Genomic DNA, 21,171 nt, shown 5'->3' on the forward strand with positions numbered 1-21,171 from the left:
GAACATCACTTTTACAAATTTTCTTTTCATAACTACTTAAAAATTACATTAATAATATATTATTAAACACTAAGTTTCAATAATAGACAGCCCGTTACTCTGTAGGTAACGGAGAGACCTTTGCGCCTGCTCTTTTAGAGTAGTCAATACTGAGAAATGATACGATAGATTATGAAAGTTCTTTACCCCTGCTTCTGACGAGCGGCAGAGGGGAGGGAAATCTTATGCAATATTTAGAAGTTAACAAAGCCCTAATACAAAGAATCCACGTGTTTTATCTGTCCTAGTTCCGCTTTTAAGTAGTTTATTAGAAAAAATGTGTGATTTCGTTTGGTTGTTTTAAGAAATATGCTCATATTTGCACCGTCATTTATTCCCGTTACCTACAGAGTAACAGAATAATAATCAGGCATTTAATCCTATCACAGAACGCTTCACAAAATCAAGAACCTGTTTATTTGCTTCATCAATTTTCTTGCTTCGGAAAGGCTTGAGATATGTCTCCGTTACAGTGATGGACGAATGTCCCATAGCTTCGGAAATAATACCCGGATGAATTTCGCAATAATAAGCCGTCGTAGCCCAAGTATGACGTGCAGTGTATGAGCTTAATTTATCACCCAATCCTAATAACTCTCCCAACAACATTAGTTGTTGATTAAAGCTGCGCAACGCCAACTGATATTCACGATACGCCTCTTTCGTTCCTTCACGGCTTTCCAAAAATGGAAAGAGATAAGGAGAAGAAGAATCACGGTTCATGTATTTCTTTACCAGAATCATTGCTTCCGGAGTCAACGTCACCGACAGGGGACGGCCTGTTTTACGCCGACGATACGTGATTACATTATCACGCAAATCACTCTTGCGCAGATAAGCAAGATCAACAAACGGTATACCACGGAGCGAGAACATAAGAATAAACAGTTCCTGTGCACGGCGCATATTCGGAGATACACCCGAAGACTGCGACAATTTACAAAACACTTTCTTCATATCGTCGTCGCATAGGGCACGTTTATGATCGGCACGAGTGCCCGTATACACCGAACGGAACAGATGCGGAACGTATGGTGCCCGATGAAGATCGACGGCACGATTGTAAACGGCACGAAAGGTACGAAGATAGGTAGAAACCGTATTCCAGCTACACCCACGACTACGAAGATAAACTTCGAACCCTTTTAACCACTCTGAAGTTACCTCATTGAAGGCAAAATCATCTTTCCCACGATAAGCAATAATGACATGAGCAGTTCCAAAGTTTCCCTCCACTTGCAGCCCACGGGCCACTTGCTTCATAAATCCTAATACTTTTGACATCTCACGATTTTATTAATAAATTAGACAATAAATATACAAGTATTCCAATAACCGAACAAATCGGAGAATGAGATGTTTTGGGAACACAAAAAAAGAACCACCTTCCCTTTATCAGGGAAAGCGGTTCTTCTTTCTTTATATTCTCTAATAGGAAACCGGAATTACATCATTCCACCCATTCCTCCCATTCCGGGAGCGCCCATTGGCATTTCAGGTTTGTCTTCCTTCTTTTCTACAATGACACATTCGGTAGTCAGGAACATACCAGCGATAGAAGCTGCATTTTCCAAAGCTACACGAGCAACCTTAGCAGGGTCTACTACACCGGCAGCGTGTAGGTTTTCGTAAACATCCGTACGGGCATTGTACCCAAAGTCGCCTTTACCTTCACGTACTTTCTGAACAACTACCGCACCTTCTTTACCGGCATTTGCTACAATTTCGCGAAGCGGTTCTTCAATAGCACGTTTGATAATACCGATACCTGTTGTTTCGTCAGCATTGTCACCCGTCAAGCCTTCGAGAGAATCGATAGCACGGATATAAGCTACGCCACCACCCGGGATAATACCTTCTTCGATAGCAGCACGAGTTGCACGCAATGCATCGTCTACTCGGTCTTTCTTTTCCTTCATTTCTACTTCAGAAGCAGCACCTACGTAAAGAACAGCTACACCACCTGACAACTTAGCCAGACGTTCCTGCAATTTTTCACGGTCGTAGTCTGATTTAGTAGCAACGATTTGAGCTTTGATCTGGTCGCAACGTTCCTTGATGTTTTCTTTTGCACCGGCACCGTTTACGATTGTAGTATAATCTTTAGAAACTGTTACCTTATCGGCAGTACCCAACATTTCGATAGTAGCCTGTTCCAGTTTCAATCCTTTTTCTTCGCTGATAACCACACCACCTGTCAGGATAGCGATATCTTCCAGCATTTCTTTGCGACGGTCGCCAAAGCCCGGAGCCTTCACAGCACAAATCTTCAACTGAGAACGCAGACGGTTTACTACCAAAGTAGTCAATGCTTCGCTATCTACATCTTCTGCAATAACCAACAGAGGACGACCAGTCTGTACAGCCGGTTCGAGGATAGGCAAGAAATCTTTCAGGTTAGAAATCTTCTTGTCGTAGATCAGAATGTAAGGTTTCTCCATTTCACATTCCATCTTCTCTGTATTTGTCACAAAGTAAGCTGACAGATAACCACGATCGAACTGCATACCTTCTACTACACCGATTGTAGTGTCAGTACCTTTTGCTTCTTCGATAGTGATAACACCGTCTTTAGAAACCTTACGCATTGCATCAGCAATCAATTTACCGATCACCGGATCATTGTTTGCAGATATGGTAGCCACTTGTTCAATCTTGTCGTAGTTGTCACCTACTGTTTCTGCTTGCGATTTGATTGATTCTACCACTTTGGCAACAGCCTTGTCGATACCACGTTTGATATCCATTGGGCTAGCACCGGCAGTCACGTTCTTCAATCCTTCAGCTACGATAGCCTGAGCGAGAACGGTTGCAGTTGTTGTACCGTCACCTGCATCATCACCAGTCTTGGAAGCAACTTCCTTCACTAGTTGTGCACCTGTATTCTGGTAAGCGTCTGCCAGTTCGATTTCTTTTGCTACTGTCACACCGTCTTTTGTGATGTGCGGAGCACCGAATTTCTTTTCGATGATAACGTTACGTCCTTTCGGACCAAGAGTTACTTTTACTGCATTTGCCAAAGCATCGACACCTTTTTTCAATTGGTCACGGGCGTCAATATTGAATAATATTTCTTTTGCCATAATGATATTTACAATTTAATGATTGATTATTTACTACATTTATTAACCCAAAACAGCGAGAACATCGCTCTGACGCATGATAAGGTATTTAGTACCTTCGACTTCAAGTTCTGTTCCGGCATATTTACCATAAAGAACTGTATCGCCTACTTTCAATACCATTTCTTCATCTTTCGTACCGTGACCTACTGCCACAACTTCACCTTTCAAAGGTTTTTCTTTTGCTGTATCAGGAATAATGATACCACCAATTGTTTTTTCTTCTGCAGGTGCAGGGAGGATAAGCACTCTGTCTGCTAATGGTTTATATTTTAGTTATACATTATAATATTAATTGTCACCCGCCTGTTCTGCAGGCGAACCGTTAAAGACATTGCGAAAAGCGTGCCAAAGCAAAAGAATGATTGTTTGGCAGAAATTGACTGACAAAATGACTGACAGTTCACCTCTTATGGCAAAAAGAGAGAGCTACCACTACCCTACCTTCATAGTATTAACAAAGAAGTTACTCCCCGTAGGGCGCAAACTTCCCTTCCCTTTACCACAAAGTTCTTTCCGCCCCGTTTCAGACTTAAAACGGAAGTTGCGTTTTTATAAACGGAAGTTTCGTTTATAGATTATGATAAAGCAAGAGCAACTTTAAGCTCTATACAGAGGAAGTTTGCAAAGGATGAAGTGAAACTTATCTATATGTCTCCAGGAAAACAAACAAGGAGGTCTGAACTTTGCAGCCCACACCTCCTGATTATGTGTGAAGGGAATGTATGTATGCGAAAGCTATAAACTAGCTATATACTTCCATAGCGGAGCAGCGTTCAGCGCTTGCATGATTTCGTTGTTATCCAGCAGCCGTTTCACCTCTTCCAAGGTGAGCAGATGCACGGAAAGATCTTCGGTAGCTTCCAGATGTTGGTGGTCGATGAGTTCCACATCGGTTGCAAGGAAGCAATACGTCAGATTGGTGTGAGTGCTCGGATTGGCGGAAATCACCATATATTCCTGCCAGTTGCCATTTCCGTAGCCGGTTTCTTCCCATAATTCGCGTTGGGCGGATACCAATGGCGAAGCGTCTTCCTTTTCACACACACCGGCACAAAGTTCATAACAAGTCCGGCCGATGCCGGGACGGTATTGGCGGACAAATACAAATTTTCCTTCTTTGGTTATGGCAATCGTGTTTACCCAGTCGGGGTATTCAAGAATATAATATTCGGGGATATGATTTCCATTGGGAAGCAACATATCTTCACAACGAACGGTCAGCCACGGGCGGCGGAACAGGTATTTGCTGCTCACCGTTTTCCATGCTTTGTTTTTCTCTTCCATAAGGTTTCTTGTTTTCTTCCGGCAAAAGTAATGATTTCCTCCGGATATCCTGCTTTACAGCTTTCTCTTTTATTCGTCCACACAAGTTATCTCTATCATCCGGATCTGTTCCAGATATTTCTTAGTCGAACTGACCAAAGAACTTCCCATATAGAATAAAAACATCAGGCTGACAATAGTCATTAGTACACCAATCAAAGCGAAACGGTTTCTTTGTTCTAAAATGCTGCTATTCATACCTCTTCCTCCTCTTAATTTTACCTACTGCAAAGATAACGCAGAAAGGCTACAAAAAATTTACAAGAATGTTTCAAAAAGCTTAAATATTGAAATAGTGTTCGTATCTTTGCATCCGCTAACAACCCCTTAATTACAATATGGCATTTACGAATAACATTATGATTGTCCGGCACAAGTTGCTGGCTGACCTTGTAAGACTCTGGAAAAACGACCAGTTAGTAGAAAAAATAGACCGGCTACCTATTGAATTGAGCCCACGCAAGTCAAAGCCTCTGGGACGCTGTTGTGTACACAAAGAACGAGCCGTGTGGAGATACAAGATGTTCCCCCTAATGGGACTGGACATGACAGACGAACATGACGAAGTAACTCCTCTCTCCGAATATGCGCAGCAAGCATTGAGCCGTCCCGAACCGGATAAAGAAAATATAATGTGCGTCATTGACGAAGCGTGTTCTTCCTGCATACAGATTAATTATGAAATAACCAACCTTTGTCGCGGATGTGTGGCCCGTAGTTGCTATATGAACTGCCCCAAAGATGCCATACGTTTCAAGAAAAACGGTCAGGCAATGATCGACCATGAGACGTGTATCAGTTGCGGTATCTGTCATAAGAGTTGCCCGTATCATGCCATCGTCTATATTCCTGTGCCTTGCGAAGAATCCTGTCCGGTGAAAGCTATCAGTAAAGATGAACACGGAATAGAGCATATCGACGAAAGCAAATGTATATATTGCGGAAAGTGCATGAATGCTTGTCCGTTCGGTGCTATCTTCGAGATTTCACAGACATTCGACGTTTTGCAACGAATCCGTAAAGGAGAGAAAATGGTGGCTATTATTGCTCCGTCTATCCTCGGGCAGTTCAAGACTTCGATCGAACAAGTATATGGAGCTTTTAAAGAAATAGGATTTACCGATGTGATTGAAGTGGCCGAAGGAGCAATGTCGACTACCAGCAACGAAGCACACGAATTACTGGAGAAGTTGGAAAAAGGACAGAGTTTCATGACTACTTCCTGCTGCCCTTCTTACATCGAACTGGTAGAAAAACATATTCCGGGGATGAAACCATACGTTTCCACCACCGGTTCGCCGATGTATTACACGGCACGGATCGCCAAGGAGAAGCACCCGGATGCAAAAATCGTATTCGTAGGTCCATGTGTAGCCAAACGTAAAGAGGTGCGCCGCGACAAGGCCGTAGATTATATCCTGACATTCGAAGAGGTGGGTTCCATTCTTGACGGGTTGGACATCCAACTGGAGCAGACACAGGCTTTCTCCATATTGCATACTTCCGTCCGCGAAGCACACGGTTTCGCACAAGCCGGCGGTGTAATGGGAGCTGTCAAAGCATACCTGAAAGAAGAAGCGGAAAAGATAAACGCGATCCAAGTGTCGGATATCAATAAGAAGAACATAGCCCTGCTGCGTGCCTGTGCCAAGACCGGAAAGGCAGCCGGACAATTTATTGAAGTCATGGCTTGCGAAGGTGGTTGTATCACCGGACCGAGCACGCACAATGACATTGTTTCGGGACGTCGCCAACTGGCACAAGAGCTGCTCAAACGAAAAGAGAGCTATGAAACAATGGATAGATAAACTACGGCAGGAAAGAACTCTTCGACCCGAAGAATTCCGACAACTGTTGACCGGATGTGACGCGGACTCCCTGCGAATCATTAACGAACAGGCACGGGAGGTCAGCCTCCGGCATTTCGGAAACCGGATTTATATCCGTGGACTGATTGAAATAAGTAATTGCTGCCGGAACAACTGCTATTACTGCGGCATCCGGAAAGGTAATCCGCACGTAGCACGTTACCGGCTGAGTCCGGAAAGTATTCTGGATTGCTGCAAACAAGGATACGCACTGGGATTCCGGACTTTTGTCCTGCAAGGGGGAGAAGATCCTGCACTGACGGACGACCGCATAGAGACAATCGTTGCCGCCATACGGCGGCATTATCCGGACTGTGCCATTACGCTATCACTCGGCGAAAAGTCACGCGAAGCGTATGAACGTTTCTTTCACGCCGGAGCCAATCGCTACCTGTTACGGCACGAAACTTACGACGCGACGCATTACAGCCAACTGCACCCTGCCGGAATGTCCGGCAAGCAACGCCTGCAATGCCTGCAAAACTTAAAAGAAACAGGGTATCAAACCGGAACGGGAATTATGGTCGGTAGTCCGGGACAGACTGTAGAACATCTGATTCAAGACATTCTGTTTATCGAAAAACTCCGTCCTGAAATGATCGGCATCGGTCCTTTTCTGCCTCATCAGGATACGCCTTTTGCCCGATATTCCAGCGGAACGCTCGAACAGACACTGCTCTTATTGTCTATCTTCCGCCTGATGCACCCTTCGGCACTGATTCCATCGACAACAGCTCTGGCTACACTGACTCCCGACGGACGGGAACGGGGGATATTGGCAGGAGCAAATGTAGTCATGCCCAATCTGTCGCCACAGGAGGAACGGAAAAAGTATACCTTATATAATAACAAAGCCTCCCTCGGAGCTGAATCGGCAGAAGGAATCAGGATATTGCAACAACAATTACATAACATCGGCTATGAGATTTCTTTCTCCAGAGGAGATTTTAAAACGGTTGACAGTTAGAAGTCAGTTAGTTGGAACTTAGAAGTTTAGAATAGATTATGACATACAAAGTAGATTCACCTGAAGCAGAAGAATTCATCCACCATGAAGAAATTCTGGAAACACTGGAATATGCACGGACCAACAAAGACAACCGTGCACTGATTGAACAACTGATTGAAAAAGCTGCTCTATGTAAAGGACTGACACATCGGGAAGCAGCCGTCCTATTGGAATGTGACCAGCCCGATCTGATAGAACACATCTTTCATCTCGCCAAAGAAATCAAACAAAAGTTTTACGGCAACCGTATCGTAATGTTTGCACCGCTGTACCTCTCGAACTATTGCGTCAACGGCTGTACCTACTGCCCGTATCATGCCAAGAACAAAACGATTGCCCGCAAGAAACTGACACAGGAAGAGATCCGTCAGGAAGTGATTGCCTTACAGGATATGGGGCACAAGCGCCTGGCACTCGAAGCAGGAGAACATCCCACCCTGAATCCGATAGAATATATTCTGGAATCTATCCGGACGATTTACGGTATCAAACATAAAAACGGGGCTATCCGTCGGGTGAACGTAAATATTGCAGCCACTACGGTAGAAAACTACCGCCGGTTGAAAGAGGCAAGCATCGGCACTTATATATTGTTCCAGGAGACTTATCATAAAGAAAACTACGAAGCCCTCCACCCCACCGGACCGAAAAGCAACTATGCCTACCACACGGAAGCCATGGACCGTGCTATGGAAGGGGGTATTGACGATGTAGGGGTAGGCGTTCTCTTCGGACTGAATACATACCGTTATGACTTTACCGGACTGCTGATGCACGCCGAACATCTGGAAGCCAGATTCGGCGTAGGTCCGCATACGATCAGCGTTCCGCGCATCTGCTCGGCAGATGATATTGATGCAGGGGATTTCCCCAATGCTATCTCGGACGAGATATTCAGTAAGATTGTAGCCGTTATCCGGATAGCCGTTCCATATACCGGAATGATTATTTCGACCCGCGAATCACAGGAGTCACGCAAGAAGGTCCTCGAACTGGGCATTTCACAAATCAGCGGCGGTTCGCGTACCAGTGTCGGAGGGTATGCGGAAAGAGAACTGCCGGAGAACAATTCCGCACAGTTCGATGTCAGTGACACACGGACACTGGACGAGGTTGTCAACTGGCTGCTCGATCTCGGGCATATCCCCAGCTTCTGTACTGCCTGTTACCGCGAAGGAAGAACGGGCGACCGTTTCATGTCGCTCGTCAAATCCGGACAGATAGCAAACTGCTGTGCCCCGAATGCCTTAATGACACTGAAAGAGTATCTGGAAGATTATGCCTCCGAAGACACCCGGAAAAAAGGGCTGAAACTGATTGAAAAGGAAACGGAACATATTCCGAATCCCAAAATCAGAGAAATCGCCATACGTAACTTAAAAGCAATCGCCGAAGGCAAAAGAGATTTTCGATTATGAGTTTAACAGATACCCCTAACGCCAACAGGCTTCACATAGCTCTTTTCGGCAGACGAAACAGTGGCAAGTCTTCTCTTATCAACGCTTTGACAGGACAGGACACTGCGCTCGTCTCGGATACTCCGGGAACAACCACCGACCCGGTAGCGAAAGCCATGGAAATTCATGGGATCGGACCGTGCCTGTTTATCGATACACCGGGATTCGACGATGAAGGCGAACTTGGGCGAATGCGTATTGAACGCACATGGAAAGCGGTAGAGAAAACAGATATGGCTATCTTATTTTGTGGAGGCGATACGTCTGCCGAGCTTTCAAAGGAGACAAAGGAGCCCGATTTTACAGAAGAACTTTACTGGCTGAAACAGTTAAAGGCTAAAGGGATTCCGACGATTCTGCTGATAAACAAAACAGATATACGGAAAGATTCACAGGCGTTGGCTATCAAAGTCAGAGAAAGTTTCGGAGATACTCCTGTCCTAATCAGTGCAAAAGAGAAAACAGGGATCGAACAGATCCGCCGGACTATACTGGAAAAACTCCCTCCGGATTTCGGCCAGCAAAGTATCACCGGAACGTTAGTCGCAGAGAATGACCTCGTACTTCTCGTAATGCCACAGGACATACAGGCTCCCAAAGGCCGGCTCATCCTGCCGCAAGTACAGACGATTCGTGAATTGCTGGACAAGAAATGTCTGATTGCCACCTGTACCACCGACAAGTTGCCGGAAACATTACACGCCCTTGCTCATCCTCCCAAATTGATTATTACGGATTCGCAGGTTTTCAAAACAGTCTACGAGCAAAAACCGGAAGAGAGCAAACTTACGTCCTTTTCTGTGCTTTTCGCCGGATATAAGGGAGATATTCATTATTATGTGAAAAGTGCGGCCGCTATTGAGATGCTGACCGAATCATCACGTGTGCTAATAGCCGAAGCTTGTACCCATGCCCCTCTTTCCGAGGATATCGGGCGGGTAAAACTTCCCCGCTTACTGAGAAAACGTATCGGTGAGAAACTGCAAATAGACATCGTGGCCGGAACAGACTTTCCACAAGACCTGACACCTTATTCTTTAGTGATTCACTGTGGGGCATGTATGTTCAACCGTAAATATGTACTCAGCCGTATCGAGTTAGCCCGAAAGCAAAATATTCCCATGACAAACTATGGAGTAGCCATTGCTTTCCTCAATGGGATACTAGATCGGATTGAATACTAAAAAAAGAGCTGTTTTGGTTGTATACTAAGAACATTAAGTTTACATTTGCTACCTAATTAATCATATTATTTAATTTAATACACAACACATGAAAAAGAAAGAAGTGGCTTTAGCCATTTTTCTGTTGACCGGACTCACTCTCCAGGCACAGGAAAGAGTGACACAATACAAAGTCCGCGACGCTATTGAGGTTCGTACACCTATCATGAACGACAGTATCAACCCGAAAGGAGAAAAGCATTCAACCAAGATGTTGCTTAAAACTCCAGTAGTACTCGACCTCCCTGATGCGCCCCTGCAATCACTGACCGTTGACACGGCAGGGTATCTAACATTGGATAAGGCTGACAAAAACAGCAAGATTTATGTACTTAAAACACAGATCAGGGCGGAACGTTTCCTGAAAGGAAAATTGAAAGTTACTTCTCCCGTCCGCTGGGAAGTCTTTATCGACGAAGTTTCCAAGCAGACAAAGGACGCCGCCGAAGATAGTATCAGTTCTGCCTCCTCTCGGGATATAGCTCTTACTCTGGAACCGGAAAGAGATTATGAAATCACAATCAAATTGCTTTCCACCGCAGAAGACAAAGCTGCTCCTACCCTGAAATGCGAGTTTATCAAGGACAATAAATTCAAGGATATCGCCTGCACACTAGATCCGAATGCAAAGAAGCGTTTTTCACTGGATAATACAGTGTACGGCAACCGTGTTATCTCCGTTGCGATCTCTCCGAGTGGAAAATACCTGCTGACCCGTTATTGGAACAACCATGCTGCCAAACGCTCGCGTACATACTGTCAGCTCACGGAGCTGAAAACCGGAAAGGTTCTTTTGGATAATGCAAGAGACGGTATGCGTTGGATGCCCAAAAGCGACAAACTCTATTATACCGTAACAGCGCTTAGCGGAAATGACGTTATCACGCTCGACCCTGCTACACTGAACGAAGAAACTCTCTTGAAAGGGATTCCCGAACAGGGCTTTACATGGTCGCCCAACGAAGACTTCCTGATCTATTACCCCAGAGAAGAAGGAGAAAAAGAACAAGGTGCTCTCCGCCGTATCGTCAGCCCGGCAGACCGTATTCCCAACACTCGCGGACGAAGCTTCCTGGCTAAATATAACATAGCCAACGGTGTTTCCGAACGGTTGACTTATGGTAACCATAGCACTTACTTACAGGATATTTCTCCCGATGGGAAATTTATGATATATAGTACATCGAAAGAAAACATCACTCAACGTCCGTTCTCTCTGTCTTCTCTCTACCTGGTAGATTTGGAAACGTTGAAGGTTGACACTCTTTTCCACGACGAACGCTTCCTGGGAGGTGCCAGCTATTCACCGGACGGCAAGCAGTTATTGCTTACAGCAAGTCCCGAGGCCTTCGGCGGAATCGGAAAGAATTGCGGTAATCATCCTATTGCCAATGATTTCGACACACAGGCATTTATCATGGACCTGGCTACCCGCAAGATACAGCCGATTACTAAAGACTTCAACCCGACTGTCAGCCCTCTGCAATGGAATCGCGGGGACGGATGCATTTATTTCAATACGGACGATGGCGACTGCAAGAACATCTATCGCTACTCGCCCAAAAACAACAGTTTTGAGAAGTTGAACCTGGAAACGGATGTTACCAGTGCTTTCACCTTATCGGAATACAATCCGGGAATCGCCGCTTATATCGGTCAATCCGACCATAATGCCGGAGTTGCCTATCTGTATGACATGAAGAAAAAAACTTCCCGGTTACTGGCCGACCCATTGAAGCCAATTCTCGACCAGATAGAATTAGGTAAAACCGAACCGTGGAACTTTACGGCCTCGGACGGAACGGTAATCACCGGAAAGATGTGTCTGCCGCCCAACTTCGACCCGAATAAGAAGTATCCGATGCTTGTTTATTACTATGGCGGAACCACTCCTACGACACGTGGCATCAGTAATCCGTATTGTGCCCAACTGTTCGCTTCACGCGACTATGTAGTGTATGTGATTCAGCCTAGCGGTACTATCGGTTTCGGACAGGAATTTTCTGCACGCCACGTCAACGCGTGGGGAAAACGTACTGCTGACGATATTATTGAAGGAACAAAACAGTTCTGCAAGGAACACCCGTTTGTAGACGAAAAACGAATCGGATGTCTCGGTGCTTCCTACGGAGGATTCATGACGCAGTATCTGCAAACTCAAACTGACATCTTTGCCGCTGCCGTGTCTCATGCAGGTATCAGCGATGTGACCAGCTATTGGGGAGAAGGTTACTGGGGCTATTCATACAATGCGATTGCCGCCGCCGACAGCTACCCCTGGAAAAACCCGGATCTGTTTACCAAACAAGGCTCTTTATTCAATGCTGACAAGATCAACACCCCATTGCTATTGTTGCACGGAACCGTAGATACCAATGTACCCATAGGTGAAAGTATACAGCTTTTCAATGCCTTGAAGATATTAGGAAAGACTGTTGAATTCATCACAGTAGACGGTGAGAATCATTTTATTTCAGATTACGACAAGCGTATCAAATGGCACAATTCTATTATGGCATGGTTTGCCCGCTGGCTGCAGGATCGCCCGGAATGGTGGAATGAGATGTATCCCGAACGTCATTTGTAACTCCCGGTAAACAGGAGTACTATTCCCAAATAATAAGGTGCCGCTGATCGAATGTCAACGGCACCTTATCTTTTTATAATCAATGTTCTTTTATCTCTTTACAGCAGCAATCAATTCTTCTGCCGAAACAAGATTCTGTTCCCCTGTCTCCATATTCTTCAGCATAACTTTGCCCTCATTCATCTCGTTTTCACCTACGATAGCGACAAACGGAATATTCTTCGCATTGGCATAGCTCATTTGTTTTTTCATCTTGGAGGCATCCGGGAAGATTTCGGCACGGATACCTGCTGCACGCACTTTTGCCAAAACACCCATAGAGAAAGCCGCTTCCTTTTCACCGAAATTGATGAATAACACTTCTGTTCCGTTCACAGCTTCTTTCGGATAAAGTTCGAGCTGGTTCAACACATCGAAGATACGGTCTGCACCGAAAGAGATACCGACACCGGATACCCCCGACATACCGAATACTCCGGTCAGATTGTCATAGCGTCCACCGCCTGTGATACTGCCGATTTGTACGTCCAACGCCTTCACTTCAAAAATAGCCCCTGTATAGTAGTTCAATCCGCGGGCCAATGTCAGGTCAAGTTCAATTTCATTCTTCAGCCCCATTGTTTCCAATGTATTCAGAATAAACTCACTTTCCTCCACTCCCTTCAATCCTACTTCACTGGCTGACAACACTTCTTTCAATGTGCCCAGTTTCTCCGCATTCGTGCCGTTAAGAAGAATAATAGGCTGCAATTTGGCAATAGCCTCATCACTGATCCCTTTCTCTTTCAGTTCGGCATTCACGTTGTCCAGACCGATCTTATCCAGCTTATCTATGGCTACGGTTATATCGACAATCTTATCAGCTTCACCGATAATCTCGGCAATACCGGAAAGAATCTTACGATTATTAATCTTGATGCATACACGAATACCGAAACGGCTGAATACAGTATCAACAATCTGCATCAGTTCTACCTCGTTCAGCAACGAATCACTACCTACCACATCCGCATCACATTGATAAAACTCACGATAACGCCCTTTCTGCGGACGGTCGGCACGCCATACCGGCTGAATCTGATAGCGTTTGAAAGGGAACGTGATTTCGTCACGGTGCATCACTACATAACGGGCAAAAGGTACAGTCAAGTCATAACGCAATCCTTTCTCACAGAATTTGCTTGCCAGCTTTGCTGCATTACGGCTCAACAATTCCTCGTCAGTGATACCGGAAAAATAATCTCCCGAGTTCTGAATCTTAAAAAGAAGTTTGTCGCCTTCATCTCCATACTTTCCCATGAGTGTAGAAAGCATTTCCATAGATGGAGTTTCTATCTGCTGGAAACCATAAAGATGATATACGTCACGAATCGTATTGAATATATAATTACGCTTCGCCATTTCTACCGGCGAGAAGTCACGAGTTCCTTTAGGAATACTTGGTTTTGCTGCCATAATATTACTGTTTATAATTTTAATTGCGCAAATTTACTGCAAATTTCCGAGCAACACTTGCATATATCTGAAAAAATCGTCAACATTCTACCCTAAGTTGTGCAAAACCCGAATATATGATAATGTATGACAAACAAAAGAGTGCCTTCCAGAATCCTAATGCGGACTAAGAAGGCACTCTTTTATATTTTATGGAGAAGTTTTTAGTCTCTTCTACCCATGAAGATCATAATGTAGTAAATCAACGTAGCCAATGAACCCAACGCAGCTACTACATAAGTGTATGCAGCGGAACGAAGTGCATCTTCAGCTTGTCTGTGATTATACGAGTTGGTGATCCCGGATGAACTCAGCCAAACGAGTGCACGCTTACTTGCATTGATTTCCACCGGCAAGGTGATAAAGCTGAACAATGTAGTCATGGCAAACAATATAATACCTGCCAACAATAACTGAGGGAATGTATTCAGCAATAAAATACCTCCCAACAACACCCATGTCATGATAGAAGACGCAAAGCTCACTACCGGGACCAATGCGCTACGCATTTTCAACGGCGCATACATACGTGCGTGCTGAACAGCGTGCCCACATTCGTGTGCAGCTACGGCAGCCGCCATGATACTGTTACTTTCATACACACCTTCACTCAAATTCACTGTTTTATTTGCAGGATTGTAGTGGTCGGTCAATCGTCCCGGAGTATGTGTTACTTGTACATCATAAATTCCATTGTCATGCAACATCTTCAAAGCCACGTCGCGTCCTGTCATGCCATTGCCGGTAGGGATCTTGGAGTACTTCTTGAATTTGTTCTGCAAATTCATCTGCACCAGCCAACTTACTACGGCAATTCCAATAAATAATACCCAATAAGACATCATATACTTTTCGTTTTAATTATTACTCTATATCTATAAACAAATTGTTTGCCAAAAATACGGGGAAACTATCAATGTCAGAATAGTTTCCCCGTGCTTTTATGAAGAATTAGCTAAAAATTAGTCAATCGTAAGTTCTACCACATAGTCAATATCTTTCGGGACTTCCGCAAATTCCAGCAGAACGCCCGCTTTCGTTTTGGTAAGGCGAACCGGAGACTGATCTTTAAATACAACCGCCTTCTTCACTTTCTTATCTGTCAAAGGCAGGAATAATGCTTTATCTTTCAAATCCAGAATATGCACATAGAGTTTGTTCCCTTTCTGTGTAGTCACTCCCCAATCGTGAGGCGCAACCACACCGCCACGTGTTCCATAGATTGTCTCTCCGTATTGTTTCATCCACTCGCCCATCTCTTGCAAACGTTGTACTGCCACTGCAGGAAGTTCTCCGTCAGGTTGAGGACCGATGTTCATCAGAAGATTGGCATTCTTGCCGGCAGCCTTCACCAGATAATGAATCAATGTTTTGGTAGACTTATAGTTCTGGTCGGTAATCTTATACCCCCACATCCCATTCATCGTTTCACAAGTTTCCAGCGGCAGGTGACTTACATCCTGTCCGGAGAGCCCTGCCGTATTCTCACCCGGCAGATCACGTTCGAAGATCTGAATATCCTCACCGGCAAAAGGCATCTGATGATGATTATTTCCGACCAGACACCCCGGTTGGAGCTTATGAATCAAAGCATACTGTTCGGGCAATTCCCAATCAAAGTCTTTATTCTGATCCTGATCCCACCAGCCGTCGAACCAGATAGCACCTACGGGACCGTAGTTCGTAAGCAATTCCGTCAACTGGTTATTCATAAATTGATAATAGCTTTTCCAGTTTCCTTTTGAATCCGGCCGCCCCGTTCCACGCCCTGTTCGTCCCCAGGGATAGTCTTCACGCACCCAGTCGAGATGCGAATAGTAGAAATGAAGTTTGATTCCATGTTTGGCACAGGCAGCAGCAAGCTCCTTCACAATGTCTCTTTTGAAAGGAGTAGCTTTCACCACATTATAATCCGAATATTTGGTATCAAACATCGAGAAACCCTCGTGGTGACGGGTCGTGAAACAGATATATCTGGCTCCCGAAGCCTTGATAGACTGCACCCACTTATCCGCATCAAACTTGGATGGATAAAATCCACCTGCCAGTTTGGCATACTCTTTATAATTCAGATTTATATTTGTCATAGTCCATTCACCGGTAGCAAGCATTGCATACAGTCCCCAATGAAGGAAAATACCAAACTTATTATCCTGAAACTCTTCCCGTGCTTTCAAGTTTTCTTCTGTCGGCTGATAGGAAGACTGGGCAAAAGCCCCACAACTCATGGCGAGTAATAAAAGAAAAGAAATAAAACGTGTTTTCATAAGGCATTTATTATTTGTGTCCATACTAAGCAACAAAGATTTGAACAAGAAAGGCGGAGTTTGTCCAATCTCCGCCTTCCCAAAATATAATAGAACAAATGTTATTCTTCCGTATAACGTTCGATAGTCTGCGCTCTGTCCGGTCCTACGGATACAATCTTGATTTGTACGCCAAGTTGTTCTTCGAGGAAAGTCAGATATGCGTTGAATTCTTCGGGAAATTCATCTTCGCTCTGCATCTTCGTCATGTCCGTCTGCCAGCCCGGAAGTTCTGCATATACAGGTTCCACCCCTTCAGTGATGTCGTATGGGAAGTAATCAATTTCCTCACCGTTAACTTTGTAAGCTACACAAGCCTTGATTGTTTCGAAAGTATCGAGCACATCGCTCTTCATCATAATCAATTTGGTAACCCCGTTTATCATAACGGAATATTTCAACGCAACGAGGTCAATCCAACCGCAACGACGCTTACGACCTGTAACCGAACCGAACTCATGTCCCAGCGTACACATCTTGTCTCCTGTTTCATCAAACAGTTCAGTCGGGAAAGGACCTGCTCCTACGCGAGTACAATATGCTTTGAAGATACCGTAAACTTCTCCGATACGGTTGGGAGCTACGCCCAATCCGGTGCAGGCACCGGCACAAACTGTATTGGAAGAAGTAACAAACGGATACGAACCGAAGTCGATATCAAGCATAGTACCTTGTGCACCTTCACAAAGAACACTCTTTCCGTCCTTCAACAGATTGTTTACTTCATGTTCGCTATCTACAAAATGGAACTGTTTCAGATATTCGATACCTTCCAACCATGCCTTTTCCAGTTCAGCAAGATCATATTCGTAGTTCAGGCTTTTCAGGATTTGTTCGTGACGAGCCTTTGCAGCAGCGTATTTCTGATCGAAATTATGAAGGATATCACCTACACGGACACCGTTACGGCTTACTTTATCCGTATATGTAGGACCAATCCCCTTACCGGTAGTTCCCACTTTGGCATCTCCTTTGGCAGCTTCGTAAGCAGCGTCCAGGATACGGTGTGTCGGAAGAATGAGATGCGCTTTCTTTGAGATGTGCAAACGTTCTTTCAGCGGATGCCCTGATGCTTCAAGCGCTTCTGCTTCTGCCTTAAACAGTGCCGGGTCAAGTACCACACCATTACCGATGATGTTTACCTTGTTTCCCTGAAAAATACCGGAAGGGATAGAACGAAGCACATACTTCTGTCCTTCAAACTCAAGTGTGTGACCGGCATTCGGGCCGCCCTGGAAACGAGCAACCACATCGTACTTAGGTGTTAATACGTCGACTACTTTTCCTTTACCTTCGTCGCCCCATTGTAATCCTAATAGAACATCTACTTTCATTTTTCTTTTTTATTGTTGTTATTTACTTTTTTCCGTTTGTTAGCTCTGTCGCACTTGCTGCATATACCATATATATATAAGGAGTAATGCGAAAGTTGAAAGCGGCTTAATTTTGTATTTTCAATGGCATGCTGCAACTCCTCGTTCTGAAACTCGGTCACTTTACCGCACTGAGTACATATCTGGTGATGATGTGTCTCGCGATTATATGATTTTTCGTATTGGGAGGAAGTGCCGAACTGGTGCTTGATAACCAGCCGCGCATTGATAAGAAGGATAATAGTATTGTAGAGAGTCGCCCGGCTCACCCGGAAATTCTCCTGGTCCATCATCCGCGAATAGAGCATATCTATATCGAAATGGCCGTCAATAGAATAGATAGTATCGAGTATGGCGTAGCGTTCAGGAGTCTTACGATGCCCGTTCGCCGTGAGATATTCCGTGAATATCTGCCTTACTGTATCTTTCACATTTTGAGTTTCCATTATCAGCCAAAATTAGCGCGAACAAAGTTAAGCCTTTTTTGCGGAAAGCAAAAGAAATTCCTCTAAAAGAAAATACAATGTTATCTGTTATTAAATAATAAGGTGATAAAGTTATGGTCAAGTCCGTCCCCCTATCACCTTATACAATCATAGTCTTATTATATTATAAATCTGCAGCCTCTTCTTTCACCATATTATAAAGTATCTGCTCCGCTTCTACCTCAGAATCGGCCATTCCTTCTACCAACCGGCACACCTGAAAAGCGTGTTCCTCGTTATGCTGCATATACTTGCGGATCACCAGCAACGCCGCATTACGCACGTGATAACTCTCGGAATGAACTGCACAGATTGCCTGGTCGAGCAATTCGCCTGAGGCCCGTTCCGTCATATCGCCTTTCTTCATCAGGAGACGGGCGGCAGTCAGGAAACCACAGGTTTGCACATATTCCTGTTCATCCGCAATCCAGTGAAGAGATTTGGCAGGGGCATACGGCAAATGCTGAAAAAGATTCATGCAAGTCAACTCAGCTATTTCGATATTTTGAATATCCTCTACCCAGATGTCCGCAATCTCCGGATAAAAGGTATCAATCGGTTGAAGCATGGCAGCCATGATCTTACACTCGCGGATATTTTCTTTCCACAAGGCTTGCGCCAGGTCATGATTCTTCTCATAGCCTTCGGCAATCATCTTGATACGGGGCAGTTCTACACCGAAATTGAGTTTGTAGAGCAGCCCTTTCTCACGCATACTTTGGGACACAGCCCCGTTCATAGAGAGACGGAGCTGTGTTTTGATATCTTTTAATTGTTCTTTAATATCCATATTTCGATTAGTTGTTTACCGAAGGCAATGGAGAGTAATCCTTGCTGTAACGCAACATTTGCTCTACATAACCTTCACTATAATCCACAGTGACATCCGTAATATTTCCATTATCATCCGTCACCAGTTCGTATTTCGGATTCACAAAACCTTTGTAAGGAGCCAGATTCAGTTTCTTGTAACGTTCCAATACTTCAGCGTGAAGAACCGGGTCTACTTTCACGGCATAATTTTCTACCAATGCACGCGCACCCTCAAAGTCACCGGTCGACTTGATACGTTGGATTTCAGCCAGCAGTTCGCCGAAAAGTTCACGCACTTTCTGGTAGTCATTGATTACGACATACGTCTTTCCGTCTTTCTTCACCATTTCGACCACTTTATCGGCAGCACCTTTCTCAAACACCCAACGGGCAATCAACTGACGGTTACGCATATGAGCCTCCTCAACAGTATTTCCCGGTTCGATGCGTACCAACTGTGTCATTAACCCGTTCATTAAATAAGTATAATATTGAGCCTTATAAGCATCGGGAGAAGAAAGGAGTTTCAGTTCCACCAGTTTCGGGTCGGCTACATAATAAAGTCCGAACAAATCGGCACGGGCTTCTTCGATCGTAGAACCATAAGCCTTCAAAGCATCAGGGTCCACTCCCGGAAGCAATTTGCCGGAACCGTGTCCAAGGCATTCGTGCAAATCCGTATGAAGCTCGTCCGTCAGATCGGCATAAGTATCAATCAGTTTTATTTCCGCGTCGCTGTATACAAATTCTTCGTTGAATCCATTGCCATGAGCAGCTTTGTTATAAGCATCGGTAATATTTCCGATAGTCACGGATTTAGATCCGTGATGCGCACGAATCCAGTTAGCATTCGGAAGGTTGATACCAATCGCTGTCGCCGGATAAAGATCACCGGCAAGGATAGCGGCAGTGATTACTTTAGCCGATACACCTTTCACTTCATCTTTCTTGAAAGCTTTGTCCACCGGAGAATGGTCTTCAAACCACTGGGCATTACTGCTGATAATTTCCGTGCGGTGAGTAGATTCGATATCCTTGAAATTAACCAACGATTCCCAACTGGCTTTCATGCCCAGCGGGTCGCCATAACTTTCGGTAAACCCGTTCACAAAGTCAATCCGCGAATCAAGGTCCTTCACCCAAAGAATTGCATACTCGTCAAAGTCCTTCAAGTTACCCGTTTCATAGAACCGGATCAACTTGCTGATAACCGCTTTCTGCGCCTCATTCTCAGCAACAGTTTCCGCTTTCTTCAACCAGTAGACAATCTTCTCAATCGCCTGCGTATAAAGTCCGCCTACTTTCCATACCTTTTCCTCCAACTTTCCATTCTCTTTCACCAGACGACTGTTCAAGCCATACGACACCGGAGTCTCGTCCTTCGGGTCTTTCATTGCATTGTAGAAGTCTTCGGCTTCCTTCTGCGTCACTCCGTTGTAGTAGTTGCAGGCGGAGGTCAGCACAAGGTCTTCACCGTCAGCCTGATTCACCCGCTTCGGCATGATAGCCGGGTCGAAAATCACGGGGAACAGTTCAGCGCAAAGTTGTTCGGCAGTCTGTCCGTCTGATAACGGAAGCAATTGGGCGTCAATGCCAAGCACAGCCTGTTTCAGAAAATCCTGCGAGAAGTTGGGCACAAATTTCTCTGTACCGTAGTGGTGGTGAATACCATTGGAGAACCATACCCTTTTGAGGTAAACTTCCATATTCTTGAAGTCGGGAGTAGTTTTATCTCCCTGATAGTTCGTATATACTGCTTCGAGCATCCTGCGGATTCTCAAATTATATTTTCCATTTTGATCGAATAAGATGTCCCGTCCTTCCAGAGCAGCCTCTGTCAGGTAGTAAATCAGTTCTTTTTGTTTCAGCGTCAGTTCCTCAAATCCGGGAACCTTATAACGCAATATCTGTAAGTCTGCAAATTGTTCCACTGTATAATCAAATTTATCTGCCTCAGCAGTTGTTGTTTTGGCTCCTCCGCACGATGATAAAAGCGCAGCGGTCACCGCCATTGAAATAAGATGTTTTTTCATAATGCTGATATTGATTCATTAAAATGAGAAAAGGAA

The 21,171-nt window shown here is 44.7% G+C and carries 16 protein-coding genes and 1 pseudogene; 5 read left to right on the forward strand and 12 right to left on the reverse strand.

Annotated features, from left to right (window positions below):
• Positions 1–405: 405 nt before the first annotated feature.
• The 5 genes and pseudogenes from BHV72_RS10225 to BHV72_RS10245 all read right to left on the reverse strand — a co-directional run bounded on the left by BHV72_RS10225 (position 406) and on the right by BHV72_RS10245 (position 4,685).
• Positions 406–1,323, reverse strand: a complete 918-nt coding sequence (locus tag BHV72_RS10225) for a tyrosine-type recombinase/integrase (RefSeq protein ID WP_286855730.1) — start codon at positions 1,321–1,323, stop codon at positions 406–408.
• A gap of 161 nt (positions 1,324–1,484) precedes the next feature.
• Complete coding sequence (gene groL, locus BHV72_RS10230; RefSeq protein ID WP_005679634.1) at positions 1,485–3,122, reverse strand: chaperonin GroEL; 1,638 nt, start codon at positions 3,120–3,122, stop codon at positions 1,485–1,487.
• A gap of 42 nt (positions 3,123–3,164) precedes the next feature.
• Positions 3,165–3,437 (reverse strand): annotated as a pseudogene (locus BHV72_RS10235) (co-chaperone GroES); the annotation flags it as partial.
• Positions 3,438–3,899: 462 nt separating this feature from the next.
• On the reverse strand, positions 3,900–4,448 hold the full coding sequence (locus BHV72_RS10240; protein ID WP_022041535.1) for an NUDIX hydrolase: 549 nt from the start codon (positions 4,446–4,448) through the stop codon (positions 3,900–3,902).
• 69 nt (positions 4,449–4,517) lie between these two features.
• Positions 4,518–4,685, reverse strand: coding sequence for a hypothetical protein (locus tag BHV72_RS10245; RefSeq protein ID WP_005679639.1), 168 nt, complete (start codon positions 4,683–4,685; stop codon positions 4,518–4,520).
• Between the two features lie 140 nt (positions 4,686–4,825).
• Between BHV72_RS10245 and BHV72_RS10250 the strand changes: the two genes are divergently transcribed.
• The 5 genes from BHV72_RS10250 to BHV72_RS10270 all read left to right on the forward strand — a co-directional run bounded on the left by BHV72_RS10250 (position 4,826) and on the right by BHV72_RS10270 (position 12,631).
• Positions 4,826–6,295 carry a 4Fe-4S dicluster domain-containing protein gene (locus BHV72_RS10250; RefSeq protein ID WP_149882739.1) on the forward strand — a complete coding sequence of 490 codons (1,470 nt, stop codon included), beginning with the start codon at positions 4,826–4,828 and terminating at the stop codon, positions 6,293–6,295.
• Positions 6,276–7,322: a [FeFe] hydrogenase H-cluster radical SAM maturase HydE gene (gene hydE, locus BHV72_RS10255; protein WP_022041537.1), complete on the forward strand. Its 1,047-nt coding sequence runs from the start codon at positions 6,276–6,278 to the stop codon at positions 7,320–7,322. The genes BHV72_RS10250 and hydE overlap by 20 nt, the downstream gene beginning before the upstream one ends.
• A 38-nt stretch (positions 7,323–7,360) precedes the next feature.
• The gene (gene hydG, locus BHV72_RS10260) at positions 7,361–8,782 is read left to right on the forward strand and encodes a [FeFe] hydrogenase H-cluster radical SAM maturase HydG (RefSeq protein WP_286855736.1); all 1,422 of its coding nucleotides are present in this window, start codon (positions 7,361–7,363) and stop codon (positions 8,780–8,782) included.
• Entirely contained in the window at positions 8,779–10,005 is a 1,227-nt protein-coding gene (gene hydF, locus BHV72_RS10265) for a [FeFe] hydrogenase H-cluster maturation GTPase HydF (RefSeq protein WP_286855738.1), read from the forward strand. Before hydG ends, hydF begins: the two co-directional genes overlap by 4 nt.
• 88 nt (positions 10,006–10,093) lie before the next feature.
• Entirely contained in the window at positions 10,094–12,631 is a 2,538-nt protein-coding gene (locus tag BHV72_RS10270) for an alpha/beta hydrolase family protein (RefSeq protein ID WP_286855740.1), read from the forward strand.
• A 90-nt stretch (positions 12,632–12,721) separates the two neighbouring features.
• Here the strand turns inward: BHV72_RS10270 and hisS are convergent, their stop codons facing one another.
• The 7 genes from hisS to BHV72_RS10305 all read right to left on the reverse strand — a co-directional run bounded on the left by hisS (position 12,722) and on the right by BHV72_RS10305 (position 21,135).
• Positions 12,722–14,086 (reverse strand): histidine--tRNA ligase, encoded by a 1,365-nt coding sequence (gene hisS / locus BHV72_RS10275; RefSeq protein ID WP_005681675.1) that lies wholly within the window; start codon positions 14,084–14,086, stop codon positions 12,722–12,724.
• A gap of 203 nt (positions 14,087–14,289) precedes the next feature.
• Positions 14,290–14,970 carry a zinc metallopeptidase gene (locus BHV72_RS10280; protein WP_005681676.1) on the reverse strand — a complete coding sequence of 227 codons (681 nt, stop codon included), beginning with the start codon at positions 14,968–14,970 and terminating at the stop codon, positions 14,290–14,292.
• A gap of 117 nt (positions 14,971–15,087) precedes the next feature.
• A complete protein-coding gene (locus BHV72_RS10285) occupies positions 15,088–16,392 on the reverse strand; it encodes an alpha-L-fucosidase (protein WP_122350671.1) in 1,305 nt (434 codons plus the stop codon).
• Between the two features lie 101 nt (positions 16,393–16,493).
• Positions 16,494–17,765 carry an adenylosuccinate synthase gene (locus BHV72_RS10290; RefSeq protein WP_005679653.1) on the reverse strand — a complete coding sequence of 424 codons (1,272 nt, stop codon included), beginning with the start codon at positions 17,763–17,765 and terminating at the stop codon, positions 16,494–16,496.
• The gene (locus tag BHV72_RS10295; protein ID WP_005679654.1) at positions 17,762–18,250 is read right to left on the reverse strand and encodes a Fur family transcriptional regulator; all 489 of its coding nucleotides are present in this window, start codon (positions 18,248–18,250) and stop codon (positions 17,762–17,764) included. The genes BHV72_RS10290 and BHV72_RS10295 overlap by 4 nt, the downstream gene beginning before the upstream one ends.
• 163 nt (positions 18,251–18,413) lie before the next feature.
• Entirely contained in the window at positions 18,414–19,079 is a 666-nt protein-coding gene (locus BHV72_RS10300) for a DNA alkylation repair protein (RefSeq protein ID WP_005679656.1), read from the reverse strand.
• A gap of 7 nt (positions 19,080–19,086) precedes the next feature.
• Complete coding sequence (locus BHV72_RS10305; RefSeq protein ID WP_005679657.1) at positions 19,087–21,135, reverse strand: dipeptidyl-peptidase 3 family protein; 2,049 nt, start codon at positions 21,133–21,135, stop codon at positions 19,087–19,089.
• Positions 21,136–21,171: the final 36 nt, after the last annotated feature.

This window comes from Bacteroides sp. 43_46 (assembly GCF_001915455.1).
GTDB lineage: Bacteria > Bacteroidota > Bacteroidia > Bacteroidales > Bacteroidaceae > Bacteroides > Bacteroides caccae.